Origin of the sequence: Aeromicrobium sp. UC242_57 (genome assembly GCF_044452305.1) — a bacterium.
GTDB lineage: Bacteria > Actinomycetota > Actinomycetes > Propionibacteriales > Nocardioidaceae > Aeromicrobium.
The window spans coordinates 84,558-108,928 of sequence record NZ_JBIOAM010000001.1; the positions used below are offsets into that span (position 1 = coordinate 84,558).

General features: G+C 67.0%; 21 protein-coding genes and 9 pseudogenes. 22 read left to right on the forward strand and 8 right to left on the reverse strand.

Features of this window, described 5'->3' with window-relative positions:
* The first annotated feature begins 114 nt into the window (after window positions 1-114).
* From ACHMWU_RS00560 to rho, 4 genes and pseudogenes are all read left to right on the forward strand, one after another.
* Window positions 115-1,436: pseudogene (locus ACHMWU_RS00560) on the forward strand (homoserine dehydrogenase).
* Window positions 1,436-2,500, forward strand: a complete 1,065-nt coding sequence (gene thrC / locus ACHMWU_RS00565; RefSeq protein WP_396041189.1) for a threonine synthase — start codon at window positions 1,436-1,438, stop codon at window positions 2,498-2,500. The pseudogene ACHMWU_RS00560 and the gene thrC overlap by 1 nt, the downstream one beginning before the upstream one ends.
* The gene (gene thrB / locus ACHMWU_RS00570; RefSeq protein WP_396041191.1) at window positions 2,497-3,372 is read left to right on the forward strand and encodes a homoserine kinase; all 876 of its coding nucleotides are present in this window, start codon (window positions 2,497-2,499) and stop codon (window positions 3,370-3,372) included. Before thrC ends, thrB begins: the two co-directional genes overlap by 4 nt.
* Window positions 3,373-3,577: 205 nt before the next feature.
* A complete protein-coding gene (gene rho, locus ACHMWU_RS00575) occupies window positions 3,578-5,563 on the forward strand; it encodes a transcription termination factor Rho (RefSeq protein ID WP_396041192.1) in 1,986 nt (661 codons plus the stop codon).
* Between the two features lie 81 nt (window positions 5,564-5,644).
* On the opposite strand, the gene ACHMWU_RS00580 is transcribed toward rho, so the two are convergent.
* Both ACHMWU_RS00580 and ACHMWU_RS00585 read right to left on the reverse strand, forming a co-directional pair.
* A complete protein-coding gene (locus ACHMWU_RS00580) occupies window positions 5,645-6,709 on the reverse strand; it encodes an EAL domain-containing protein (RefSeq protein WP_396041194.1) in 1,065 nt (354 codons plus the stop codon).
* 4 nt (window positions 6,710-6,713) lie between these two features.
* Window positions 6,714-6,890: a DUF1059 domain-containing protein gene (locus ACHMWU_RS00585; protein ID WP_396041195.1), complete on the reverse strand. Its 177-nt coding sequence runs from the start codon at window positions 6,888-6,890 to the stop codon at window positions 6,714-6,716.
* A gap of 160 nt (window positions 6,891-7,050) precedes the next feature.
* On the opposite strand from ACHMWU_RS00585, the gene ACHMWU_RS00590 reads away from it, so the two are divergent.
* On the forward strand, window positions 7,051-7,533 hold the full coding sequence (locus ACHMWU_RS00590; RefSeq protein ID WP_396041197.1) for a glutathione peroxidase: 483 nt from the start codon (window positions 7,051-7,053) through the stop codon (window positions 7,531-7,533).
* Window positions 7,534-7,555: 22 nt separating this feature from the next.
* On the opposite strand, the gene ACHMWU_RS00595 is transcribed toward ACHMWU_RS00590, so the two are convergent.
* Window positions 7,556-8,434 (reverse strand): MMPL family transporter, encoded by an 879-nt coding sequence (locus ACHMWU_RS00595; protein ID WP_396041805.1) that lies wholly within the window; start codon window positions 8,432-8,434, stop codon window positions 7,556-7,558.
* Between the two features lie 114 nt (window positions 8,435-8,548).
* Window positions 8,549-9,603 (reverse strand): annotated as a pseudogene (locus ACHMWU_RS00600) (MMPL family transporter); the annotation flags it as partial.
* Between the two features lie 23 nt (window positions 9,604-9,626).
* Here ACHMWU_RS00600 and ACHMWU_RS00605 point away from each other — a divergent pair.
* Window positions 9,627-10,154 carry a MarR family winged helix-turn-helix transcriptional regulator gene (locus tag ACHMWU_RS00605; RefSeq protein WP_396041198.1) on the forward strand — a complete coding sequence of 176 codons (528 nt, stop codon included), beginning with the start codon at window positions 9,627-9,629 and terminating at the stop codon, window positions 10,152-10,154.
* A 141-nt stretch (window positions 10,155-10,295) separates the two neighbouring features.
* Here the strand turns inward: ACHMWU_RS00605 and ACHMWU_RS00610 are convergent, their stop codons facing one another.
* From ACHMWU_RS00610 to ACHMWU_RS00625, 4 genes and pseudogenes are all read right to left on the reverse strand, one after another.
* A complete protein-coding gene (locus ACHMWU_RS00610; protein WP_396041200.1) occupies window positions 10,296-11,552 on the reverse strand; it encodes an NAD-dependent epimerase/dehydratase family protein in 1,257 nt (418 codons plus the stop codon).
* A gap of 52 nt (window positions 11,553-11,604) precedes the next feature.
* Window positions 11,605-11,976 (reverse strand): bile acid:sodium symporter family protein, encoded by a 372-nt coding sequence (locus tag ACHMWU_RS00615; protein ID WP_396041806.1) that lies wholly within the window; start codon window positions 11,974-11,976, stop codon window positions 11,605-11,607.
* A gap of 274 nt (window positions 11,977-12,250) precedes the next feature.
* A pseudogene (locus ACHMWU_RS00620) lies at window positions 12,251-12,517 on the reverse strand (NAD(P)/FAD-dependent oxidoreductase); the annotation flags it as partial.
* Between the two features lie 89 nt (window positions 12,518-12,606).
* Window positions 12,607-13,254: pseudogene (locus tag ACHMWU_RS00625) on the reverse strand (flavin-containing monooxygenase); the annotation flags it as partial.
* A gap of 142 nt (window positions 13,255-13,396) precedes the next feature.
* Here ACHMWU_RS00625 and ACHMWU_RS00630 point away from each other — a divergent pair.
* From ACHMWU_RS00630 to atpA, 16 genes and pseudogenes are all read left to right on the forward strand, one after another.
* Window positions 13,397-13,999, forward strand: a complete 603-nt coding sequence (locus ACHMWU_RS00630; protein WP_396041202.1) for a type IV toxin-antitoxin system AbiEi family antitoxin — start codon at window positions 13,397-13,399, stop codon at window positions 13,997-13,999.
* 50 nt (window positions 14,000-14,049) lie between these two features.
* A pseudogene (locus ACHMWU_RS00635) lies at window positions 14,050-14,658 on the forward strand (nucleotidyl transferase AbiEii/AbiGii toxin family protein); the annotation flags it as partial.
* Window positions 14,659-14,910: 252 nt separating this feature from the next.
* Window positions 14,911-15,117, forward strand: coding sequence for a 50S ribosomal protein L31 (gene rpmE / locus ACHMWU_RS00640; RefSeq protein WP_309968218.1), 207 nt, complete (start codon window positions 14,911-14,913; stop codon window positions 15,115-15,117).
* Window positions 15,118-15,222: 105 nt separating this feature from the next.
* Window positions 15,223-16,301, forward strand: a pseudogene (gene prfA / locus ACHMWU_RS00645) (peptide chain release factor 1).
* A complete protein-coding gene (gene prmC / locus ACHMWU_RS00650; protein ID WP_396041203.1) occupies window positions 16,298-17,146 on the forward strand; it encodes a peptide chain release factor N(5)-glutamine methyltransferase in 849 nt (282 codons plus the stop codon). Before prfA ends, prmC begins: the two are co-directional and overlap by 4 nt.
* An 11-nt stretch (window positions 17,147-17,157) precedes the next feature.
* A complete protein-coding gene (locus ACHMWU_RS00655; RefSeq protein WP_396041205.1) occupies window positions 17,158-17,700 on the forward strand; it encodes a hypothetical protein in 543 nt (180 codons plus the stop codon).
* A gap of 160 nt (window positions 17,701-17,860) precedes the next feature.
* Window positions 17,861-18,511, forward strand: a complete 651-nt coding sequence (locus tag ACHMWU_RS00660) for an L-threonylcarbamoyladenylate synthase (protein ID WP_396041207.1) — start codon at window positions 17,861-17,863, stop codon at window positions 18,509-18,511.
* A pseudogene (locus ACHMWU_RS00665) lies at window positions 18,512-19,633 on the forward strand (glycosyltransferase family 4 protein).
* The gene (locus ACHMWU_RS00670) at window positions 19,634-20,038 is read left to right on the forward strand and encodes a hypothetical protein (RefSeq protein ID WP_396041209.1); all 405 of its coding nucleotides are present in this window, start codon (window positions 19,634-19,636) and stop codon (window positions 20,036-20,038) included. It abuts the pseudogene before it with no gap.
* Window positions 20,039-20,341: 303 nt separating this feature from the next.
* The gene (locus tag ACHMWU_RS00675; RefSeq protein ID WP_396041210.1) at window positions 20,342-20,716 is read left to right on the forward strand and encodes a F0F1 ATP synthase subunit A; all 375 of its coding nucleotides are present in this window, start codon (window positions 20,342-20,344) and stop codon (window positions 20,714-20,716) included.
* Window positions 20,641-21,144, forward strand: coding sequence for a F0F1 ATP synthase subunit A (locus ACHMWU_RS00680; protein ID WP_396041807.1), 504 nt, complete (start codon window positions 20,641-20,643; stop codon window positions 21,142-21,144). Before ACHMWU_RS00675 ends, ACHMWU_RS00680 begins: the two co-directional genes overlap by 76 nt.
* A pseudogene (atpE, locus tag ACHMWU_RS00685) lies at window positions 21,141-21,328 on the forward strand (ATP synthase F0 subunit C). The gene ACHMWU_RS00680 and the pseudogene atpE overlap by 4 nt, the downstream one beginning before the upstream one ends.
* A gap of 23 nt (window positions 21,329-21,351) precedes the next feature.
* Window positions 21,352-21,894, forward strand: a complete 543-nt coding sequence (locus ACHMWU_RS00690; protein ID WP_396041212.1) for a F0F1 ATP synthase subunit B — start codon at window positions 21,352-21,354, stop codon at window positions 21,892-21,894.
* Entirely contained in the window at window positions 21,894-22,613 is a 720-nt protein-coding gene (locus ACHMWU_RS00695) for a F0F1 ATP synthase subunit delta (RefSeq protein ID WP_396041213.1), read from the forward strand. Before ACHMWU_RS00690 ends, ACHMWU_RS00695 begins: the two co-directional genes overlap by 1 nt.
* Complete coding sequence (locus ACHMWU_RS00700; RefSeq protein WP_396041808.1) at window positions 22,544-22,693, forward strand: F0F1 ATP synthase subunit delta; 150 nt, start codon at window positions 22,544-22,546, stop codon at window positions 22,691-22,693. The genes ACHMWU_RS00695 and ACHMWU_RS00700 overlap by 70 nt, the downstream gene beginning before the upstream one ends.
* A gap of 35 nt (window positions 22,694-22,728) precedes the next feature.
* A pseudogene (gene atpA / locus ACHMWU_RS00705) lies at window positions 22,729-24,370 on the forward strand (F0F1 ATP synthase subunit alpha).
* Window position 24,371 lies beyond the last annotated feature (1 nt).

Genomic DNA, 24,371 nt, shown 5'->3' on the forward strand with positions numbered 1-24,371 from the left:
TGTGGATCGTGACGACAGAATCGGGCAACCGTTTTCTCGGTCCTACCCGTCGCACGTCTCATGACGGAATCGGGGAGTGGTCCGTGGCAGTCCGCGCGCCGATACCCTTGACCCGTGAGCGCATCCTCGTGGTCCCCCGGTCGTCCGCTCCGTGTTGCCCTGCTGGGCTGCGGTGTCGTGGGCACGGAAGTCGCCCGACTGCTCACGCGTGACGCCGATCGGCTGGCCCAGCGCGTCGGCGCGCCGCTCGAGCTGGCCGGCATCGCAGTACGTCGTCTGGGGCGCGAACGTGACCTCGACGTCCCCGACGAGCTGTTCACGACCGACGCGGTCGGACTCGTCTCGCGCGGCGACATCGACGTCGTGATCGAGGTCATCGGCGGCATCGAACCGGCACGCGAGCTGATCCTCACCGCACTCGAGAACGGCGCATCCGTCGTCACCGCGAACAAGGCGCTGCTCGCCGAGGACGGCGCGACGCTGTTCGAGGCAGCCCGCAAGGCCGAACGCGATCTCTACTTCGAGGCTGCTGTCGCCGGCGCCATCCCGATCGTCCGACCGCTGCGCGAGTCGCTGGCCGGCGACCGGGTCGAGCGTGTCCTCGGCATCGTCAACGGCACCACCAACTTCATCCTCGACGCCATGACCACCACCGGGCAGGGCTTCTCCGAGGCCCTCGACGAGGCACAGCGCCTGGGCTACGCCGAGGCCGATCCGACCGCCGACATCGAGGGATTCGACGCTGCGGCGAAGGCCGCGATCCTGGCCGGGCTGGCATTCCACACGCGGGTCACGATCGCCGACGTCCACCGCGAGGGCATCACCGACGTCACTGCCGCCGACGTCCGCTCGGCCGATGCCATGGGGTGTGTCGTCAAGCTGCTCGCGATCTGCGAGAAGCGCCAGACCCCCGACGGCGCCGCGGTCTCTGCCCCGCGTGCATCCCCGCCATGATCCCACTGACCCACCCCCTGGCCAGCGTCCACGGCGCGTACAACGCGGTGTTCGTCGAGAGCGAGGCTGCCGGCCGGCTGACGTTCTACGGCCCGGGTGCCGGCGGTTCGCCGACGGCCAGCGCCGTCCTGGGCGACGTCGTGTCGGTCGCGCGGAACCGCCGCAGCGACGTCTTCGGGCCAGGCGAGTCGACCCATGCAGACCTCGAGGTCCTCGACATGGGCCGGGCCCGCACCCGCTACCACGTGTCGATCGACGTCGACGACCGTGCCGGTGTGCTCGCTTCGGTCGCGAACGCCTTCGCAGCGTTCGACGTATCGATCAAGACTGTTCGGCAAGAAGGCAGCGGGTCAGATGCCCAGCTGGTCATCGTGACCCACGAGGCCGAGGATGCGGCGCTGTCAGCGACCGTCGACTCGCTGCGTGGGCTCGACATGGTGCGTGACGTGACATCGGTGATGCGCGTCGAGGGAGGATTCTGATGGCTCACCTGTGGCGTGGCGTGATCGAGGAGTACCGCGAGTGGCTCCCGGTCACCGCCGAGACTCCCGTGGTCACGCTGGGTGAAGGCGGTACGCCGCTCGTCCACTCGGCCTGGCTGTCGGGCATCGTCCGCGGCGACGTCTGGGTCAAGGTCGAGGGCAACAACCCGACCGGCTCGTTCAAGGATCGCGGCATGACAGCCGCAGTGTCGGTCGCGCTCGGCGAAGGTGCGAAGGCCGTCGTGTGCGCCTCCACCGGCAACACCTCCGCCTCCATGACGGCGTACGCCGCGCAGGCGGGGCTGACCCCCATCGTGCTGGTCCCGCACGGCAAGATCGCAGCCGGCAAGATGGCGCAGGCCGTCATGCACGGTGCCGAGGTCATCCAGGTCAAGGGCGGCTTCGACGAGTGCCTGCAGCTGTCACGTGCGCTGGCCGACAAGTACCCCGTCGCGCTGGTCAACTCGGTCAACCCGGTGCGTCTGCAGGGTCAGAAGACGGCGGCGTTCGAGATCGTCGACGCGCTCGGAGCCACCCCCGACCTGCACGTCCTGCCGGTCGGCAACGCCGGCAACATCTCGGCCTACTGGCTGGGCTACCGCGAGTACGCCGAGGCGGGCATCGCGAGCAAGACTCCCGAGATGTGGGGCTTCCAGGCCAAGGGCTCCGACCCCATCGTGCAGGGCGCCCCGATCCCGCACCCCGAGACGATCGCTACCGCGATCCGCATCGGCAACCCGGCGTCCTGGCATCTCGCCGAGGCCGCCCGCGACGACTCAGGCGGCTTGATCGACTCGGTCAGCGACGAGCAGATCCTGCAGGCGCAGCGCGACCTTGCCTCGAACGAAGGCATCTTCGTCGAGCCGGGCTCGGCTGCCAGCGTCGCAGGCCTGCTGGCCAAGGCAGCAGCCGGCAAGGTCGAGGCCGGACAGACCATCGCGGTCACCGTCACCGGCCACGGGCTCAAGGACATCGACACGGCGTTGTCGGGCATCGGCACGTTGGTCGACGCGGTCATCGAGGCCGACGTCGACGCTGCCGCAGCGGCCGCCGGCCTGCTGTGACGTTCGTCAGCGGACCGGTCACGGTCGAGGTGCCGGCGTCGAGTGCCAACCTCGGCCCGGGCTTCGACGCCCTCGGCCTGGCGCTCGACCTCTACGACACCGTCACGGCCGAGACGATCGACAGCGGACTGGAGATCAGGGTCACCGGCGAGGGCAGCAACGGCGTGCCGCTCGACGAGACCCATCTGGTCGTCCAGGCCATGCACGCGACCTTTGACCTGATCGGCGGGCGCCCCGACGGGCTGCGCCTGACCTGCACCAACGTGATCCCCCACGGGCGAGGACTGGGCTCGTCGTCCGCCGCGATCGTCGGCGGCATCGTGCTGGCCCGGGCGCTCGTCGAGGGCGGTGGCTTGCTGCTCGACGACGCGTCGGCGTTCCAGCTCGCGGTCGACATCGAAGGACATCCCGACAACGTCGCGGCCGCCCTGTTCGGCGGACTCACGATCGCGTGGACCGATGGCGCTGCTGCCGAGGTCGAGCGGTTGCAGACCGAGGTCGACGTGACGGTCTTCGTCCCGCCTGCGGCCGTGTCGACCGAGAAGGCGCGTGGACTGCTGCCCGAGCTGGTTCCGCACCGCGATGCCGCCGCCAATGCGGGGCGAGCTGCCCTGTTGATCGCGGCCCTGACGGTGGCGCCGAACCGGCTGATCTCGGCGACGGAGGACTGGCTGCACCAGTCGTACCGCGCGGAGGCGATGCCCGATTCGTACAAGCTGTTGCGTCAGCTGCGGGTCGAGGGCATCCCGGCGATCATCTCGGGTGCAGGCCCGACGGTCCTGGCATTCGCACGAGGTGTGGCCGATCACGCCCCCGAGGGCTGGGCCGTGCACGAGCTGACGGTCGATCAGCCGGGCGCTCGGGTCATCTGACACCAGGGTGCCGACGTCTGCCCCAAGGGCCGGACTGCCGGACCTCATGGTGTTATGGTGGATGAGTCGGAGTTGAGTTCATCTCCCCGACAGTGATCACGCAAGTGCGCAGTGTCGTACGAGGCGCCCGTTCATACGAGTCAAGCCTTGATGCGTTCCGGTTTCCCGGATCACTGGCCTTGTGCCCCCATCAAAAGGAACCCACGTGACTGATACCACCACGACACCTGACATTTCCGCGCCTTCGGCCGCGGCCAGCGCCCCCAAGCGAACCGGGGGAGGGCTGGGTGGAAAGGTGCTCGCCGAGCTGCAGGAGATTGCCGCCGAGCTCGGCATCACCGGAGCGCAGAAGATGCGCAAGGGTGCATTGATCGATGCGATCAAGATCGCCCGCGGTGACGCTGGCACCTCGACCAAGGCCGCTGTGAAGGCAGCCTCGAGCCCGGCAGTCGTCGACGCCCCGACCAACGCTCCGGTGCTGCCCGAGACCAAGAGCGAGCCGGCCGCCGAGAAGGCGTCGGCCCCGGCTGACAACGCCGCTGCCGGCGATGCGCCGGTCAAGGCGACCCGCGCCCCGCGCAAGCGCAAGCCTGCCGCGAAGGACGACGCTGCCGAGGCCACGGCAGACGATGCCAAGCCCGCCAAGGCTGATGCGCCGAAGGCCGAGGTTGCCAAGGCTGACGCGCCCAAGGCTGCTGCCAAGAAGGATGCGCCGAAGGCCGAGGCACCCGCCGTCGACGAGGCCAAGGACGACGAGAGCGAGGGCGGACGCAACCGCAACCGCAACCGCAACCAGAACAACCAGAACGGCCAGAACAACAACGAAGGTCGTAACGCGGGTCGCAACGCTGGTCGCAACAACGACAACCAGAACCGCGGTGACAACCAGAACCGCAACCAGAACAACCCGCAGAACCAGCAGGGACAGGCCGCTGCAGCGGCTGTCGCCGACGACGATGAAGACGGAAACGGACGTCGTCGCAACCGCCGCGGGCGCAACCGTTCAGGCGGTCGCACGGGCCTCGACGTCGACACCTCCTACACCGAGGACGACATCCTGGTGCCCGCTGCCGGCATCCTCGACATCCTCGACAACTACGCATTCGTCCGCACGACGGGCTACCTGCCCAGCGAGAACGATGTGTACGTCTCGCTGTCGATGGTCCGCAAGTGGGGCCTTCGTCGCGGCGACGCGGTCGTCGGCCAGGTGCGCCAGCCCCGTGAGGGCGAGCGCAAGGAGAAGTTCAACCCGATGGTCAAGATCGACTCGGTCAACGGGATGACGCTCGACGAGGCCAACAAGCGCGTCGAGTTCTCCAAGCTGACCCCGTTGTACCCGTCGGAGCGCCTGCGCCTTGAGAGCGATGCCGCCGGCCTGACCGGACGGATCATCGACCTGGTCTCGCCGATCGGCAAGGGTCAGCGTGGCCTGATCGTCTCGCCGCCGAAGGCCGGCAAGACCATGATCATGCAGCAGATCGCCAACGCGATCACGACCAACAACCCCGAGTGCCACCTGATGATCGTCTTGGTCGACGAGCGTCCCGAAGAGGTCACCGACTTCCAGCGCACCGTCAAGGGCGAGGTCATCGCGTCGACGTTCGATCGACCGGTCACCGACCACACGACGGTTGCCGAGCTGGCGATCGAGCGCGCCAAGCGTCTCGTCGAGCTGGGTCACGACGTCGTGCTGCTGCTCGACGGCATCACCCGTCTCGGCCGTGCCTACAACCAGGCAGCACCGGCCTCGGGCCGGGTCATGTCCGGTGGCGTCGACGCATCGGCGCTCTACCCGCCGAAGAAGTTCTTCGGCGCGGCACGCAACATCGAGGACGGCGGGTCGCTGACGATCCTGGCCACCGCGCTGGTCGAGACCGGTTCGCGGATGGACGAGGTCATCTTCGAGGAGTTCAAGGGCACCGGCAACTGGGAGCTGCGTCTGCGCCGCGACCTGGCCGACAAGCGCACCTTCCCGGCTGTCGACGTCAACGCGTCCAGCACCCGTCGTGAAGAGCTGCTGATGAGCGCCGACGAGCTGGCCGTGGTCTGGAAGCTCCGTCGGGTGCTGGCCAACCTCGAGGGCCCGCAGGCGCTCGAGCTCGTGCTCGACAAGCTCAAGAAGTCGCCGACCAACGCCGAGTTCCTGCTGCAGATCAACAAGACGGTGCCTGCCGAAGGCGCTGCTAGCTGATACCAGGCTGACGCTGAGCTGAATCACGATGAGCTTGATTCATGATGAGGGGTGCATCCGGTCACGGGTGCACCCCTCGCGTCATGCTCCGGTCAGGTGGGTCACGACGTCCTCGATCTTGAGGATGCCGAGGAAGCGGCCGGCCGCGTCGGTGCACACCAGCGGGAGGAATCGGGTCTCGGGCGGGCGACTCATCGCCCGGGAGACGGCTTCGGCGACCGGGGTGTCGACGTGGATCGTCAGGACCGCCGTGGGCTCCCAGCGTCCGAACGTGCCACGGGTCAGCAGCGAGACGGGCCGACGGGTGTCGTCGATGACGACGACGGACTCGTAGCCGCTGGCTTCGGGAAGCACGTGCTCGGCGGCAGCTTGGTCGGTCGTCGTGTAGGCCTGTCGCAGGAGGGCGCGCAGCTGTCCGTCGGAGGCTGATGGGGCATGGGGCAGGACCCTGATCGTGGCCTCGTCGATGTCGGCCCACACGGACTGGGCCTGGCCGATGAACGGCCCCTGCGCCAGGGGGACGCCGAGCTCGGAGAGCGCACGCAGCTCGGCGCCGGTGCTGACCGCTTCGGCCAGGATCCATGCGTCGAGCTGCGCCGTGAGACGTCCGGTGACCTCGATCGCGGTGCGCTTGGTCGCTGACTGGTCGAGGTCGGCGATCCAGGCGTGACCGAGTCGGACGATCGACGGACGGAGCCGGATGATGCTGCCCAGCTCGGGCTGCGCCGTCTCACGGCCGCCGACGGACAGCAGTGCCCCTGCGGCTCGCACGTCGTCGAGCGCGACCTCGGTGGCTGGACTGATCGTGGGGGTGAAGTCGGTGATGTCGAGCACGATCCCGGCCAGGTCGCCATGCTGTCGCAGGGCGTCGCGGACGAGCGGATCGCCGAGGCGGTGCAACGGGATCGGTATCGAGATGAAGGTGTTGGTGGGCAGCTGCCAGAAGGCTGACAGAGCGGCCCGGATGATGGCGACCGTGTTGTCTCGGCTCGTGGCCGGCCCGTCGAGTGCGACGGCCTGGTAGCCGGCGGGCGAGCCGCGTGCGACGTCGAGGATCGGCGAGTAGCCGACTGCGACGTCCGGATCGCTGCGCGCCGTGAGCTGGGGGTCGGCGTTCGGATCGGCATCGCGAAGGATGCGGTCCATGGCGTCAGCTCACGGTGGTGATGTTCGCTCGTACGGCGGCGACGAGCTCGGCCGAGACCTCGAGCAAGCCGTGGTCGGCGGCGGCATGTGCCGCGACGTTGCTCAAGATGTCGTCGTCGGTGGAGCAGACCCAGCTCGCTTCACAGCCTGGCACGACGTCACCGCAGGAAAACTTCTTCATGGTCGGACCTCCCAATCCGGCGGACCCAGCTCCTCGTGACTGACCAGACGGTCGCGAATCCGTTGATACCCAGAGTACGTCAACCCACGAACTTCGTTGCGGCTATGGGCAAATGTGCGATTCGGAGAGCAGGTTCCGCTCTGGCCGATATTCTCTATTCATGACCACTGCCTATGACTTCTCCGCCACCGCGATCGACGGCACCGAGCGCCTTCTCGCTGACTACAAGGGCAAGGTCCTGCTTGTCGTCAACACCGCGACGCAATGTGGGTTCACGCCTCAGTTCAAGGGCCTCGAAGCGGTCTACCAGGAGTACGTCGACCGCGGTCTGGTCGTGCTGGGATTTCCGTGCGACCAGTTCGGCCACCAGAACCCCGACGGCGACGAGGAGACGGCAACGTTCTGCGAGAAGAACTTCGGCGTCACGTTCCCGCTGTTCTCCGAGATCGAGGTCAACGGTGACGGTGCGCATCCGCTGTACCAGTGGCTCAAGGAGGAGAAGGGCGGCTTGGGGCCGTCGAAGATCAAGTGGAACTTCACCAAGTTCCTGATCGACACCGACGGCAAGGTCGTCAAGCGTTACGGCTCGGCCACCAAGCCGGAGAAGATCCGCGGCGACATCGAGAAGTTGCTGCCTGCCTGATCATCCCGCTCCTGGTCGGTGATCAGGGCTTCGGGCGCCCGGGCCACCAGAAGCGCTCGCCCAGCAGCGTGGCGAGCGCTGGGACGAGCAGGCTCCGCACCACGAGCGTGTCGAGCAGGACGCCGAGACCCACGATGATGCCGACCTGCGTCAGCATGATCAGCGGCAGGACGCCGAGCACCGCGAACACCGATGCCAGCAGGATGCCGGCGCTCGTGATGACTCCGCCCGTCACGGCCAGGGCCGTCGTCATGGCGCCGGCCACTGGTTGGGTCCGGGCCTCCTCGCGGGCCCGCGTGGTCAAGAAGATGTTGTAGTCGACGCCGAGCGCGACCAAGAAGATGAACGCGAACAGCGGTACTCCCAGGTCGAGCGCCGGGAATCCGAACAGGTGCTCCGAGATGAACCAGCCCAGCCCGATCGCCGAGACGTAGGTGGCGACGACCGTCAGCACCAGCACGATCGCGGCCACGACAGACCTCAGCAGCAGGAGCAGGATCAGGAGCACGCAGGCAAGCACCAGCGGCGCGATCAGGGTGAAGTCGTTGATCGTCGCGGAGCGGGAGTCGAGATCCTGCGCATCGGGTCCACCGACGAGCTCGGTGTCGCTCAGCTCGGCGCGTATCGCCTTGATCGTGTCGGAAGACTGCTCCGATCCCCGTTCGGAGCTTAGGACGACGTCGAGCTGGGCGCGGGTCTCACTGGCGGGGCCGGGACGCACCGACGCGACACCGTCGACTCCTTGCAGCTGCCCGACGACCCGGTCGACCCGGTCAGGGGTCGTGAGGACCACGGTGGGTTCGGCAGCGCCAGCCGGGAATCCCTTCGCGAGAGTCTCCTGAGCGGTCACCGCTTCGGGTGTCTCGCGGAACCGGTCGTTCTGCGACAGTCCGATGTTCACGCCGACGGCACCGATCGCCAGCAACAGCAGCAGGGCCAGGCTGCCCAGGGCGACCCGACCGGGACGGGCGACGACGTGCGCTCCGATCTTCGACCACAGGCCCGTGCGGGCCGGATCGGCCTCGCCGACCCGAGGGACGAACGGCCAGAACAACCGGCGCCCGAACAGCACCATGGCCGCAGGAAGCATGACCAGCCCGTAGATCGCGGCGACGGCGATGCCGATCGAGGCGGAGTAGCCCAGCACCCGGTTCGAGGGGGAGTCGGCGAGAGTCAGGACGAGCAGCGCGAGGATCACGGTGCCGGCGCTGGCGAGGATCGCGGGGGCGGCCTGCCGCCAGGCCGATCGCATCGCGGCGTGACGGTCGTCGTGGCGGCGCAGCCTTCGCGGTACCGCGCGATCAGCAGCAGCGCGTAGTTGGTTCCGGCGCCGAAGACGAGCACCGACGTGATGCCGATCGTGGAGCCGTCGACCGAGAAGCCGAACAGCTTGGTCGCCCCCGCCACCGCGGTCACGGCGACCCGGTCTGCGACGGCGACCACGGTCAGCGGGACCAGCCAGAGCCACGGGCTGCGGTAGGTGATGAGCAGCAGCAGCGCGACGACGGACGCCGTCGTGATGAGCAGTCGCACGTCGGCGCCGGCGAAGACGTCGGAGAAGTCGGACTGGAAGGCGGGGGCACCGGTCACCTGGGCCGTGACGGAGTCGGGGACGGCTGCGGCGACGGTTGTCCGCAGCTCGTCGATCTGCTCCTTGCCGGACACGGCGTCCAGCGGAACCGCGATCAACCCGATCGTCGAGTCGTCCGAGAAGACAGCGGTGAGTGGCTCGTCGGCCACGGAGAACTTCTGCAGCGCCGAGGTCGCAGCCTTGGCGGCGGCGTCGCCGTCGGCGCGCAGGGTCTCCTTGTCGGCGCTGAGGACGACGAAGGCCGGTGACGTGGCGCTGGTCGGGAGGCTGCGCTGCAGCTCGACGACCTTGGTCGACTCGCCTGAGTCGGGGAGCAGGGCCGTCGGGGCATTGTTCTCGCGTGCGGTGAGTCCCGCCGTGAGCAGCACGCCCGACACGAGCAGGAACAGGGCGATGACGAGGAACTTCGATCGCGGCCCGATCAGAGCGTGGAGCACCTTCCCAGACGACCGGGTATTTCCATCATCGAATGATTCCATGAAAGAAATAGTATGCTGTCCTCGTGGATGACGCAGCGCGAGACCAGGACGATGCCCTGAGCGTGGTGCGAGAGCTGCGCACGTTCGTCAACAGCGTCGAGCGCTACATGGCCGAGATGAGTCATCTCCACACGATGCACCGGACCGATCTGACGGCGCTGTCGCTCATCATGGAAGGCAAGGCGTCCAGCCCCAAGGAGCTCAGCGACGTCCTGGCCCTGAGCCCCCCGGCGACCTCGGCGATGCTGACCCGGCTCGAGCAGGCCGGTCACATCGAGCGTTCCCAGCTGCCGCTCGATCGCCGGGCGGTGCACATCGAGATGACCGAGTCGGCCCGCTCCGTCGGAGTCTCGATGTTCGGTGTACTGGCCCGGCACATGCACCCGGTGCTGGAGGCAGCCGACCCCGCCGACCTGCGCACGTTCGCCGCCTTGCTGGAGCAGCTGCATCGCTGCCACCGATGCCGCCAGGGCAGAGGCGTCCGAAGGGTAACCGGCATGGCTAGTCAGGATGGCTGTCGCGCCAGGCCGCGAACGCCTCGCGTGACGTGAGCTCAGGGGTGAAGCCGAAGACTTCCTTCAACCGGGTGTTGTCGAGCACTGGCCGATGCTGCAGGAACATCGTCTGCTCCGGGCCGTACTCAGTCAGTCCCAGCGGCTTCGCGATCGCCGAGTGCCGTGCGCAGCAGGCGCTCAGGCAGGACGAGCGTCGGGCGTCCCATCGCTCGTGCGATCTCGTCGATCGTCATGGCGCCGTCGCCGGCGACGTTGAACGTGCCGGTCACGTCGCCGGTGACGGCGCGCACCATGATCGCGACCAGGTCGTCGTCCCAGATGAAGACGAAGGGGGAGTCCGCGCCGGCGATCTTGAGCAACCGCTTGCGGCGGAACAGGTCGGTGATCTGGTTGTCGACGCTCTGGCCGAGGATCGTGCCGATGCGCAGCACGACCTGCTCCAGCTCGGGTGATCGCGGCGGGTGGACGCCAGCAGTCCTCGACGAGTCGCTTGTGCCGGCTGTAGGCGAACACGTCGTTGCCGCGCACCGGCTGGTCCTCGGTGATCCAGGCCGGGTTGTCGGCGTGGTAACCGTAGGCCGCGCCGCTCGACGACACGACGATCCGGCGCACCCCGTGCGCCACGCATCCTTCGACGACGTGCCGCGAACCGTCGACGTCCACGCGGTAGGCGATCGAGTCGGACATGCCCTTGCCAGGGTTGACGATCGAGGCGAGATGGACGACGGTGTCGACCTGGTGTCGTGCCAGTGCCTCACCGACCTGGACAGCGTCGGTCACGTCGACGATCTCGTGCACGACGCCGGGGGCCGACGACTCGGGCAGAGCGATGTCGGTGCTGACGACGTGATCCAGCCCGCACGCCGCCAGGCCCCGGACCACCGAGCGCCCCAGGAAGCCGTTGCCGCCGGTCACCAGCACCCGTGACGCGCTCATGCGTCGACCCGTTCGCGCTCGGGGGAGCGGCGGGCCCACCAGGTCGCGAGGGCGAGACCGGCGATGATGTCCCCAGATGCCCCACCACGCGGCGACGAGCGCCATGCCGCCGAGGCCGTCGAAGAACTCGAACACCAGCAGGAGGCCGAGGCCGGCGTTGCGGATGCCGACCTCGAACGTCATCGCCCGGCGGCTGTAGTCGCTCAAGCCCGAGCCGCGCGCGATCCCGTACCCGAGAGCCAGCGCAAGCGCGTCGTGCAGGAACACCGCGAGCAGCACGATGCCGATGTAGTCGATGAAGATGTCCCAGTTCTTGGCGACGCCGACCACGATGATCGCGGCCAGGCCCAGGAAGGCGATCTTGCTGACTGCCCGGTGTGCCGCTCGGGCGACCTGCGGCCAGACGTGCGCAACCGTCAGGCCGAGCACGAATGGCACGCCGATCACGAGCACGACCTCGCTCAGCATGTCCCACGGCGTCACGTCGATGTCACGCAAGAACTCGTCCCGGTCGGGTGCCAGCCGCCCCAGAGGGCAAAGTTGAGCGGCATCAGGAAGATCGCCAGGACGTTGAGACGGCCGTCATCGACACCGACAGCGCCACGTCGCCCTTGGCGCGGTGGGTCAGGATGTTCGACACGTTGCCCGGCGGGCAGCAGGCGACCAGGATCATCCCGAGCGCGACCGAGCCGCGCACGTCGAGCACCAGGGTCAGCACGAACGTGATCGCGGGCAGCAGGACGAACTGGCCGGCGATCGCGACCGCCATCGCCCGCGGCTTGCGCAGGGCGTCGCGGAAGTCCGAGATCTGCGTGTCGAGGGCGATCCCGAACAGGATCGTCGCAATCACGATCTTGAGCAGCGTCAACGAGCTCTCGTTGAACGCGATGTTGATGGTGTCGACGTCTGCCGCAGAGATCATGTGTCCAGCCCTCGATGGCCTCGCCGACGGCGCGGCGGTAGGCGTCCTTGTTGACGTAGTACGACATGCGTTCGAGCCCGAGGTACTTGTAGCCGCCGCTCAGGTCTGGTCGCGGACCGTGGATCTGCTGGTCGAAGGCGGCGGACCGACCCTGCTCTCGTGCCCGGATGTAGGCCGCGACGAGCTCAGCCTGCTCGTAGCGGCCCTGCCAGCCGATGCCGGAGGCCTCGATCATGCCGAGGACGAACACGTTGTCGTGGACGGGCGTGAAGATGTTGAGGTGCAGATCGGGTGCGTCGCCGGTCCAGCTGAGGTGGCGTCGGTCGATGAACGGATAGTGCAGGTGGTAGCCCGTCGCGAGCACGATCAGGTCGTACGCATCTGAGCTTCCGTCCGCGAAGTGCACCGTGTCGCCGTCGAAGCGGTTGATGTCCTTGCGCACGTGCACGTCACCGTGACCGATGTGGTGCAGCACCAGCGTGTTGACGATGGGGTGCGACTCGTAGATCCGGTAGTCGGGCCTCGGGAAGCCGAACCGCACGGGATCGCCGGTGAACAGCTGAGCACCCGGCTGTCGACGGCCTGCTTGATCCGGGCGGGCAGCGGACGCCCCTGGTTGAGGGTGTCGGCCGGTTTGCCGAACAGGTACTTCGGCACGAAGTAGTAGCCCCGTCGCACGCTGAGGTCGACTGATGCTGCGTAGTGGACCGCATCGACGGCGATGTCGCAGCCGCTGTTGCCGGCGCCGATGATCAGGACCCGCTTGCCGGCGAAGATCTCGGCCGACTTGTAGGCGCTGGTGTGGATGATCTCGCCGGTGAACTCACCGGCGAACGTCGGGATGTTCGGCTCCGACAACGTGCCGTTGGCCAGGATGAGCCCGGCGAACCGCTCGGTGACCTCCCCGTCGGGGCTGCGGCTCGTCACGTCCCAGCCTCCGTCGGCGGGCTCGACCAGGATGACCTCGGTGCCGAACCGGAAGCGGTCGCGCAGCCCGAACGTGTCGGCGAAGTCGCGGAAGTACGCCAGCAGCGCCCGATGGTCGGGGTAGTCGGGGACGTCCTCGCGCATCGGGAACTCGGTGAACTGCGTCGTCGTCCGCGACGAGATCAGATGGGCTGACTGGTACACCGTGCTGCGTGGCCCGTCGATGTTCCACAGGCCACCGACGTCGGCGCCCAGCTCGAATCCCACCCAGGGGATGCCACGGCGGTCGAGGTTGCGTGCGCCGGCCAGCCCAGACGGTCCGGCGCCGATGATGGCGTAGGGGAGAGGCATCCGTGCAGTGTCCCACCGTTCGGGGGCGTCTTCAGCGCTGTCTTGCCGTTGAACTGCCAGCAGTTCCCGCTACCGGTATGCGAATTGTCATCTAATTGACTACAATTTGCATAGTGAAAGGATCGCCATGGTTCGAGCCCCGATGGAGCTGACGCAAGCCCCTCTGCGTACGGTGCGCCCTAAAGATCTCGCAGATCGCTATGTGAACCCACGCGCAGCACTCGCTCGAATGGCGACTCAGGGGGCAGTCGTTCGCCTGGCGCATGGCTATTTCGTGGCCACTCCCGATGATCAAAGCGCTCATTGGAAACCGACCATGGAAGCAGCAGCAGCCGGGATCGCGTCGGCCATCTTCGGACAGCGCGACATCGTCCTCATGGGGATCACCGCAGCACGCATCCACCACGCCATTCCCAGGGCTTTGGGAAGCGCTGTCGTCGCGAGTCCGCGGCAGCACCGGCCAGTGGCGCTCGATGGCGGAGGACGCGTGATCTTCGTGGCTCGCGACACGATAGCGCTGGATGCTCGCCTGGAAGCCTTGGAGACTGGGCGGGCGCTGGTGACGACGCCAGAGCAAACGTTGTTGGACCTGGCGAAACGGCCAGACCTCGGGGGAGCGAGGGACGAAGCCTTGAGTGCGTTGAGCAACCTGGCATCCAGGGTGACCTGGGACAAGGTCGACAGGCTTGTCGACGAGCAGCATTTCGGGAAGACCACGTTGGCGCGAGTTGCGGCCTTGCGATGACCTCACCCAAGCGGCGGTCGATCGGCCTTGACGTTGCTGAGAGCGAAGTCATGCAGCGCCGGTACGGGGTGGGGCCAGCGCAGGTCCGGCGCGACCACCTCATTTCTCATGTCCTCGGGGCACTGAGCAGATTGCCTGAACGCGACGATCTGACCTTTTTCGGTGGCACCGCGCTGAGCCGCACGTTGTTGCCCGATCTCCGGCTCAGCGAGGACATCGATCTCCTGGTGACCGGAAACCGAGTCCAGATGTGCATGGCCATCACGGAGCGTCTTGAATCAGCGTTGTCACGCACCCACGGCGTGGTTGAGTGGTTCCCGCCCTTGGCGCAGACAAATGGTGCGCAACCGGCGGTCCTGAGGGTCGAGGGTGTTGTACAGGTGCAGGTTCAGGTGATCTCCGACGTGGGCTACCCGAGTTGGCCCACTGAGCTGACCAGCCTCCATCAGCGGTACTCCGATGCTCCGCCGGCGGAGCTCAAGGTGCTCACGCCACCGGCCTTTGTCGCGGCCAAGATGTCTGCATGGCATGACCGGCGAGCCTCTCGCGACTTGTACGATCTATGGGCCCTGAGTCGTGCGGGTCTCGTCGATGCGGCCGCGCTCGACTTGTACGTCAAGCACGGACCGACTGGACGCGCGCCTGCGCGGCACGATTTCACAAGGTGCCCGAGCCGGCAGGAATGGCGAACCTCGTTGAGCCACCAAGGTCGGATCCCGGGTCGAGCCCGGCGATGCGGCTCGCGAGGTAGGGCGTGCTTGGCGCAGCCTGGGATAGCCCGAGGGCCCTGTCCGGGGAATAACTTCGGCCCCGATTTCCTTGTAGAGGGTGCCAACTGGCACAATTCATCCTTGGTTCTGGTTCACGCACCGCATCCCGCGATACGACCCAGCGACCGCCGAGAGGACATCATGAAGCAAGGCATTCACCCCGATTACGTCGAGACCCAGGTCACCTGCACCTGCGGCAACTCGTTCACGACCAAGAGCACCGCTCCTGAAGGCGTTCTGCGCGCAGACGTCTGCTCGGCCTGCCACCCGTTCTACACGGGCAAGCAGAAGATTCTCGACACCGGCGGCCGCGTGGCTCGCTTCGAGAAGCGTTACGCCAAGAAGTAGCGACCTCACAGCGCCGACCCCTGCCCTCCGGGCTCGGGTCGGCGTTGTTGTTTGTCGTCCAGCAGCCCGTCGTTCCGAGTTGTTCCGCCCCACCAGGAGGCCTAGATGTTCGAGGCAGTCGAGACACTCGTGTCCGAGCACGCCGAGCTCGAGGAACGGATGGCCGACCCGTCGGTGCACTCCGACCCCAAGCTGGCCAAGAAGCTCGGTCAGCGGTACGCCGAGCTGACGGCGATCGTCAAGACCTATCGCGACTACCAGCAGACGACCGACGACCTCGAGGCTGCGCGCGAGCTGGCCGCTGAGGACGCCGGGTTTGCCGACGAGGTCACGGCGCTCGAGCCCCGGCTGCACGGCTGTCCGAGCGCCTGCAACGGCTGCTCGTGCCGCGCGACCCCGCCGACTCCAAGGACATCCTGCTGGAGATCAAGGGCGGCGAGGGTGGCGAGGAGTCGGCTCTGTTCGCCGGTGACCTGCAGCGGATGTACGCGCGCTACGCCGAGCACCGTGGGTGGAAGACCGAGATCATCGACGCGACCGAGTCGGCGCTGGGTGGCTACAAGTCCGTCACGATGGCCGTCAAGGCCAAGGGCACCCCTGAACCAGGCGAGGCTCCGCACGCCCTGCTGAAGTTCGAAGGCGGAGTGCACCGCGTGCAGCGTGTCCCGGTGACCGAGTCGCAGGGCCGGATCCACACCTCGGCCGCTGGCGTCCTGGTCCTGGCCGAGGCTGAGGACATCGACGTCGAGATCAACGACAGCGATCTGCGCATCGACGTCTACCGGTCGTCGGGTCCCGGCGGCCAGAGCGTCAACACGACCGACTCGGCGGTGCGCATCACGCATGTGCCGACCGGGGTCGTCGCGAGCTGCCAGAACGAGAAGAGCCAGCTGCAGAACAAGGAGCAGGCGATGCGCATCCTGCGGGCGCGTCTGCTCGAGGCCGCGCAGGCCGCCGCCGACGCCGAGGCGTCCGATGCCCGCAAGTCGCAGATCCGCACCGTCGATCGCTCGGAGCGCATCCGCACGTACAACTACCCCGAGAACCGGCTGTCCGACCACCGCACCGGGTTCAAGGCCTACAACCTCGACCAGGTCATGGACGGCGCGCTCGACGACGTCATCAAGTCGCTCGTCGATGCCGAGCTCGCCGAGCGTCTCGCTGCCGTCGAAAGCGGACAATGACCCTGCGCACCCAGGCAGAACGGCTGTTGGAACAGGCCACGATCGACCTTGAAGCCGGGGGAGTGGCATCACCGCGCCACGACGCCGAGATCCTGCTCAGCCATGTCACCGGCGTGCCGCGCATGATGCTGCTCGGCAAGGCCAAGCCCGACGGGCGGCAGGTGCAGGACTTCCAGACGATGGTGGCCGCACGGGCGTCCCGCACCCCGCTGCAGCACCTGACCGGCAGCGCCGCCTTCCGGTACGTCGACGTCGAGGTCGGTCCCGGGGTCTTCGTGCCACGACCCGAGACCGAGCTGCTGGCCGGCTGGGCGATCGATCACGCCAAGACGATCGAGAATCCGGTCGTCGTCGAGCTGTGCGCCGGCGCCGGCGCCATCTCGTTGTCGGTCGTCCACGAGGTGCCGGGTGCGCAGGTCCATGCTGTCGAGCTCGACGAGCCCGCGTTCGAGTGGGCACAACGCAACCTGGCCGGCACCGGCGTCGACCTGCGTCTCGGCGACATGGCCGAGGCGTTCGGCGACCTCGACGGCCAGGTCGACGTCGTCGTGGCCAATCCGCCGTACATCCCGTTGGACGCCTGGGAGTCGGTTGCCCCGGAGGCCCGTGACCACGACCCTGCGTTGGCGCTCTGGTCAGGTGACGACGGGCTCGACGCGATGCGAGTGGTCGATCAGGTGGCCTGGCGGTTGCTGAAGCCCGGCGGAGTCGTCGGAGCAGAGCATGCTGACGCGCAGGGCGAGTCCGCTCCGGCGGTCTTCCTGCCCCGTTGGGTCGAGGTGCGTGACCACGCCGACCTCGCCGACCGGCCACGCTTCGTCACTGCCACCAAGCCCCGAGGCTAGGCTTCTGCATCATGGGCGGTGAAGAACTGGCACTGATAGGTGTCGCATTCGCCGTAGGTATCGGGGCGGCGCTACTGCCGATGTTCGTCAACGCCGAGGTCTACGTCGTGGCTACGGGGGCCACGGTCAACAGTCGCCCCTTCCTCGCGTTCTTGATCCTGGTGCACGTCTTTGCGACCACGATCGGCAAGGGCTTCGTGTTCCAGCTGGCCCGTAGCGGCACCAACAAGATCCGCATGGTCAAGCCGGAGAAGCCGCGCAACGCCTTCTCCGCCTCGACCCGCCAGCTCGGTCGGCGACTGGGCCGCACGAAGTTCTTCCAGCTGGTCAAGAGGGTCAACGACTGGCTCCTGACCTTGCTGGACAGGCCCTATTCCGGCGGTCTCACGGTGTTCATGTCGTCGCTGATCATGGTGCCCCCGCTCGCGATCGTGACGATCCTGGCCGGGGCGTCGAAGCAGCCGCAGTGGCTGTTCCTGACCATGGTGTTCTGCGGTCGCCTCATCCAGTTCCTCGCCATCGCCTTCATATTCCACCAAGTCAGCTGGTTCTGACGGGACGCAAGTCCGCCCTCAACCCAGACCGAGCAGGCGCCCCGACCATGGGCCGAGCGAGCGAAGCGAGCGAAGGCTGACGCCTGGGCGAAGCCCAGCCGGCGCGAGGAACGAGCGACGGGGGCGGCGACGAAGGAGCCGCGCGGCCTAGGATGAACTCGTGAAGTTCGACTGCAGCGTGGAAGAGGAGCTCGACCGGGGGCTGCTGGCAGCCCAGGCGGCGCTCGAGGAGGGCAAGCTCGTCGTCCTGCCGACCGACACCGTCTACGGACTGGCAGCTGATGCCTTCTCGCCGCAGGCCGTGCAGAACCTGCTGAACGCCAAGGGGCGGGGGCGTGACATGCCGCCACCGGTCTTGGTCAGCTCGGCGACCACGCTCGAGGCGCTTGCGGTCGACATCCCGTCCTGGCTCCGCACGATGGTCGAGTCGCTGTGGCCCGGTCCGCTGACCGTGATCTTGCGGCAGCAGCCCTCCTTGACCTGGGATCTTGGCGAGACCCACAACACCGTCGCGGTGCGCATGCCCGACGATGCGCGTGCGCTTGCGCTGATCAAGCAGACCGGCCCGCTCGCGGTCAGCAGCGCCAACCGCACGGGCGAACCGGCCGCGCTCGACGTCGACCAGGCGCAGGACATGCTGGGCGGACGGGTCGCGGTCTACCTCGACGGGGGGCCGTCGCAGTCCGACGTGCCGTCGACGATCCTCGACGTCACCGGCACCACACCGCGGGTCCTGCGACAGGGCGCCATCTCGCTGGAGACGCTCCACACGTTCAACAACACGATCGAACCGGCCGGGGACCCGGCGTAGATGCGCGAGTACCTGGTCGTCTTCGGCGTCGCCCTCGGGGTCACGTACCTCCTGGCCTCGATCGCCCGGGCAGCTCGCGCACCGTTTCGGTGCCGTGGCGCGGGTGCGTGACCGCGACGTCCACGCGATCCCGACGCCCTACTTCGGCGGACCGGCGATGCTGGGCGGGCTCATCGCGGCCTACCTGGTGGCCACCAGCCTGCCGTTCCTGTCGCTGGCCGACGACGGGGTCTTCAAGGATGCTCGTGCTGTCATCCTCGGCGGCGTCGTCATCTGCGTGGTCGGCATCGTCGACGACCTCTACGGCTCGACGCTCTCAGCAAGTTCGCCGGTCAGGTGCTGGCCGGCGTCATCGTGGTGGCACAAGGTGTCCAGTTCGTCTACCTGCCGCTGTACGGCAACTACATCGGGCTCGACCAGATCCAGGCCATGATCTTCACGGTGCTGCTGATCGTCGGCACGGCCAACGCCGTCAACTTCGTCGACGGCCTCGACGGTCTTGCTGCTGGCATGGTCGCGATCGGCGCCGTGGCCTTCTTCGCGTACGCGTTCATCCTCGCCGTCGAGAACGGCGAGACTCGTGCCATCGCCGCAGCCCTGCTCACCGCGGCCCTGGCCGGAGCCTGCATCGGCATCCTGCCGCACAACTTCTTCCCGGCCCGGATGTTCATCGGCGACTCCGGCTCGATGCTGATCGGCTTCGTGCTGGCCTGCTCGTCGATCAGCCTGACCGGTCAGTTCCCGGCCACGGCCCTGAGCGAGGGCATCGGGGGAGCCGAGGTCAGCTTCCTGCCGGCGCTGCTGCCGTTGATCCTGCCCTTCACGATCCTCCTGGTGCCGTTCGTCGACCTGGCGCTGGCCGTGGTCCGTCGCACGCGGGCCGGTCGGTCGCCGTTCAGCCCCGACAAGATGCACATCCATCACCGGTTGCTCGAGATCGGTCACTCCCACCGTCGCGCGGTCCTGCTGATGTACGCCTTCGCCGGCCTGGTCGCCTTCGGGAGCGTCGTGATCAGCCTGTTCAGCGGCTGGCAGTCCATCGCCGGGTTCAGCGTCCTGGCGGTCGTCACGATCGCCGCGGTGTTCCTCCTGCCCAAGTTCGAAGAAAAGGTCTGGTCGTAAGTGCAGCAGGTTCTCAAAGTCCTGCCGTGGGTCGTCGTGGTGGTGGCGGTCTGCGCCGTCGTCGCGGGCATCGCCCAAGGCTCCGCGGGTGCGCTGGGCGCCCTGTTCGGCGGGGGCCTCGTGTGCGTCTTCTTCTCGTCGAGCCCGCTGGCGCTCGGCCCCATCACGAAGGTCAGCCCGCACCTGTCGCTGCTCGTCGCGATGATGTTCTTCCTGACCAAGGTCGTCGCGCTGCTGGCGCTGTTCACGGTCCTGGCCGACAGCGACCTGGCGGGCGACCGGCTCGACCCCAAGAGCCTGGCGGGCACCGTGATAGTCGCCACACTCGCGTGGACGTTCTTTCAGATCAGGGCAGCCAAACGTCAGCGGCTGCCGATGTACGACCTGGGCAACGACGCTCCGTAGTAGCCTGATAGCCTGATGCCGCAACAACGGGATGGCTCGAATTATTTCGGCTGCCCGTGCGCTGTGGTTAAGGCAGCAGTGTGGGAGCCTTCGGGCACCAACGGTTCGCTAGAACCGCATCGCAATGACGCAGGCCGTAGCCGGACTGAGTAATCGACCGCGCCATCTGAAGGGTTATGTGAGTGACGAACGTCAGCTTCGCTGTTCATCGCATCGGAGTCCGAGGGGTTCATCGCCCCGGGACCAGGCAGCTTCCAGCTTCCGCCCGCCTTCCACATCGGTGACTTCGGTGTCACGAAGTCGATGCTCCTGCTCACGTTCTCGGCGGTGCTGATCATCGTCCTGACGTATGCAGCGTCGCGCAAGGCCGAGGTCGTCCCCGGACGCCTGCAGTTCGCCGGCGAGGCGGTCTACGGATTCGTCCGCAACGGCATCGCGCGCGACTCGATCGGCAGCCACGACTTCATGAAGTTCGTGCCCTACCTGTTCTCGCTGTTCCTGTTCCTCTTCGTGAACAACTACTACGGCGTGATCCCGTTCCTGCAGTTCCCGAGCTCTCGCGCATCAGCTACGTCTACGGACTCGCTGCACTGGCCTGGATCATCTACAACGGCGCAGGCATCGCCAAGCACGGCGCGCTCGGCTACCTCAAGCACCAGACTGTGCCCAGCGGCATGAAGGGCCCGATCCTGGTCCTGCTGATCCCGCTCGAGTTCATGTCGAACATCTTGGTCCGCCCCGTCACGCTGGCACTGCGACTCTTCGCCAACCTGTTCGCCGGGCACCTGCTGCTGATCCTGTTCTCCACGGGCGCGGCCTACCTGGTGTTCGAGTCCGACAAGCTCGCCTACGTGCCGGTCGGCATCTTGTCCCTGATCCTGGGCATCCTGGTCAGCTTCCTCGCAGCTGCTGGTCATGTTCCTGCAGGCCTACGTCTTCACGCTCCTCACTGCTATGTACATCGGCAGCGCCATCGCCGACGAGCACTGAGCACCCGCCTCACCCCAAGCACGACCCAGACCTACAACTTCATACGTCTTTCACCACATCGACGCGCATCTGCGTCACAACGAAAGGAACTGCCGTGGACGGCAACCTCAACATGATCGGCTACGGCCTCGCTGCTGTCGGTCCTGGCATCGGTATCGGTCTGATCTTCGCTGCGTACATCAACGGTGTCTCGCACGTCAGCCCGAGGCGCAGGCTCGCCTGCAGGCGATCGCCATCCTGGGCTTCGCCCTCGCCGAGGCACTTGCCATCATCGGCATCGCCCTCGCCTTCGTTCTTTGACCCAGTAGCGGACAGGAATCGCCATGTACAAGACTCTGCTGGCCGCATCGGCCGCGGGCGAGGAACACAGCCCGCTTGCCGTGGTCTGGAGCGAGCTCGTTCTCGGTCTGATCGTCTTCGCGATCGTCGTGTTCGCCATCTGGAAGTTCGTCGTTCCGAACTTCGAGAAGGCCTACGCCGAGCGCACTGCTGCCATTGAAGGCGGCATCGAAGATGCTCAGGCAGCTCAGAAGGAGGCCAAGGCCGCCCTCGACGAGTACACCGCCCAGCTGGCAGGTGCGCGCCACGAAGCCGCGGCTATCCGTGAGGAAGCCAAGGAGCAGGGCGCACAGATCATCGCCGAGCTGCGGGCCCAGGCCCAGGCTGAGGCAGATCGCATCACCTCGACCGCGCACGCGCAGGTCGAAGCCGAGCGCTCGCAGGTCTTGGCTCAGCTCAAGGGTGAGGTCGGAGCAATGGCCACCGCACTTGCTGGTCGCATCGTCGGAGAAGAGCTTTCCGACTCTGCCGCCCAGAAGCGCACGGTCGAACGCTTCATCGCCGAGCTCGAGGAGTCGGCGAACTGATGCGAGGGATTTCTGCGAGGTCGCTTGACGAGGTTCTGGCCGCCGTCAACGCGGTCAAGGGCTCGTCGGTCGAGCTCGGCGCCGAGCTGTTTGACGTCGTCGCAGTGCTCGACCGCGAGCCGGCGCTTCGACGGGTCCTCACCGACCCGTCGACCGAGGCGTCGGCCAAGGCACTGCTGGCCAAGCAGGTCTTCGGCAGCCAGCGCAGCAAAGATGCACTGGCAGTCGTCGAGACTGCCGCCAGCGGACGCTGGGCGTCGGGGCGCGATCTCACCGACGGGCTGGAGACAGCGGGAGTGACTGCACTGGTCGCTGCCGCCGACAGCGCCGGTGGGCTCGACGCGGTCGAGACCGAGCTGTTCGAGGTCGAGCGCCTGGTGCGTTCTGACGCCGAGCTGCGCCAGGTCGTGTCCGACCGGGCACTTCCGGCCTCAGCCAAGGGCGAGCTGCTCAGCACGCTGCTGAGCGGCAAGGTCACCGCGACGACACTGGCCCTTGCGGCTCAGGCGTCCGTTGCGCGTACCGGATCGTTCGAGAAGGCACTGACCTCGTTCGGCGAGACTGCAGCGGCCCGCCGCAGCCGTCTTGTGGCCGAGGTGCGCGTCGCCCACGGCTCGACGATGACCAGAAGAACCGCCTGGCCACTGCGCTGGGCAGCAAGTACGGACACGAAGTCCACCTCAACATCGTCGTCGATCCTTCGGTCATCGGAGGCCTGACGGTCTCTGTCGCCGACGAGGTTGTCGACGGCTCCATGTCCACTCGCCTCGAAGTCGCCCGTCGGCGACTCGCAGGCTAGAAACACTCTCCCCAGACAAGAAGGCAGGCACACACATGGCGGAACTCACGATCCGTCCGGACGAGATCCGCGACGCATTGCAGAAGTTCGTGGCTGACTACAAGCCCAGCGCTGCAGCGACCGAAGAGGTCGGCATCGTGGCGAGCGCCGGTGACGGCATCGCCCGCGTCGAGGGCCTCCCGTCGGCGATGGCCAACGAGCTCCTCGAGTTCGAGGACGGCACGCTCGGCCTCGCGCTCAACCTTGACGTCCGCGAAATCGGTGTCGTCATCCTGGGGTGAGTTCTCCGGCATCGAAGAGGGCCAAACTGTTCGCCGTACCGGCGAGGTCCTCTCGGTTCCCGTCGGTGATGCCTACCTCGGTCGCGTCGTCGACCCGCTGGGTGCGCCGATCGATGGTCTCGGTGAGATCAAGACCGACAAGCGTCGTGCGCTCGAGCTCCAGGCCCCCAACGTCATGCAGCGCAAGAGCGTGCACGAGCCGTTGATGACCGGCCTCAAGGCCATCGACTCCCTGACGCCGATCGGTCGCGGTCAGCGTCAGCTGATCATCGGTGACCGCCAGACCGGCAAGACGGCCATCGCGATCGACACGATCATCAACCAGAAGGAGTTCTGGGAGTCGGGCGATCCGAGCAAGCAGGTTCGTTGCATCTACGTCGCGATCGGCCAGAAGGGCTCGACGATCGCCTCGGTGCGCGGCGCCCTCGAAGAGGCCGGCGCGCTGGAGTACACGACGATCGTCGCTGCTCCCGCCTCCGACTCGGCTGGCTTCAGGTACCTCGCCCCGTACACCGGCTCGGCCATCGGCCAGGAGTGGATGTACGCCGGCAAGCACGTTCTGATCATCTTTGACGATCTGTCGAAGCAGGCCGAGGCATACCGCGCCGTGTCGCTGCTGCTGCGTCGCCCGCCGGGCCGCGAGGCTTACCCGGGTGACGTCTTCTACCTGCACTCGCGGTTGCTCGAGCGTTGCGCCGAGCTGAGCGACGAGCTCGGTGCCGGCTCGATGACGGGTCTGCCGATCATCGAGACCAAGGCCAATGACGTCTCGGCGTACATCCCGACCAACGTCATCTCGATCACCGACGGCCAGATCTTCTTGCAGTCCGATCTGTTCAACGCCAACCAGCGTCCCGCAGTCGACGTCGGCATCTCGGTGTCGCGAGTCGGCGGTGCAGCGATGCAGAAGTCGATGAAGGCCGTCACCGGTTCGCTCAAGGTCGAGCTGGCTGAGTACCGCGCGATGGAAGCGTTCGCCATGTTCGCCTCCGACCTCGATGCCGCTTCCAAGCAGCAGCTCGCTCGTGGTCAGCGCATCATGGAGCTGTTCAAGCAGGGCCAGTACGCTCCGTTCCCGGTCGAGAACCAGGTCGTCTCGATCTGGGCCGCCTCGACGGGCAAGCTCGACGCCGTCCCGGTCGAGGACGTCAGCCGTTTCGAGACCGAGTTCCTCGACTTCCTGAAGCGTTCGCACAGCGATGTTCTCGCCGCGATCCGTGAGACGGGCAAGTTCGAGGACGACAACGCGCAGGCCCTGACGGCTGCGTACGACTCCTTCACCGATCAGTTCGAGACTTCGACGGGCGGCTCGATCAAGGCCGGCCACGAAGAGTTCGACGCCCTCGCCGACGAAGACGTCGAGCAGGAGCAGATCGTCAAGCAGAAGCGGGGCTGAC

Bases quoted from the DNA above. Each gene is read 5' to 3' on its own strand.
- prmC (WP_396041203.1), top strand. From the start codon at position 16,298: ATGACCCTGCGCACCCAGGCAGAACGGCTGTTGGAACAGGCCACGATC.
- ACHMWU_RS00590 (WP_396041197.1), top strand. From the start codon at position 7,051: ATGACCACTGCCTATGACTTCTCCGCCACCGCGATCGACGGCACCGAG.
- rpmE (WP_309968218.1), top strand. From the start codon at position 14,911: ATGAAGCAAGGCATTCACCCCGATTACGTCGAGACCCAGGTCACCTGC.
- ACHMWU_RS00580 (WP_396041194.1), bottom strand. From the start codon at position 6,709: ATGGACCGCATCCTTCGCGATGCCGATCCGAACGCCGACCCCCAGCTC.
- ACHMWU_RS00630 (WP_396041202.1), top strand. From the start codon at position 13,397: ATGGAGCTGACGCAAGCCCCTCTGCGTACGGTGCGCCCTAAAGATCTC.
- ACHMWU_RS00655 (WP_396041205.1), top strand. From the start codon at position 17,158: ATGGGCGGTGAAGAACTGGCACTGATAGGTGTCGCATTCGCCGTAGGT.
- ACHMWU_RS00675 (WP_396041210.1), top strand. From the start codon at position 20,342: ATGCTCCTGCTCACGTTCTCGGCGGTGCTGATCATCGTCCTGACGTAT.
- thrC (WP_396041189.1), top strand. From the start codon at position 1,436: ATGGCTCACCTGTGGCGTGGCGTGATCGAGGAGTACCGCGAGTGGCTC.
- ACHMWU_RS00585 (WP_396041195.1), bottom strand. From the start codon at position 6,890: ATGAAGAAGTTTTCCTGCGGTGACGTCGTGCCAGGCTGTGAAGCGAGC.
- ACHMWU_RS00615 (WP_396041806.1), bottom strand. From the start codon at position 11,976: ATGATCTCTGCGGCAGACGTCGACACCATCAACATCGCGTTCAACGAG.
- ACHMWU_RS00690 (WP_396041212.1), top strand. From the start codon at position 21,352: ATGTACAAGACTCTGCTGGCCGCATCGGCCGCGGGCGAGGAACACAGC.
- ACHMWU_RS00695 (WP_396041213.1), top strand. From the start codon at position 21,894: ATGCGAGGGATTTCTGCGAGGTCGCTTGACGAGGTTCTGGCCGCCGTC.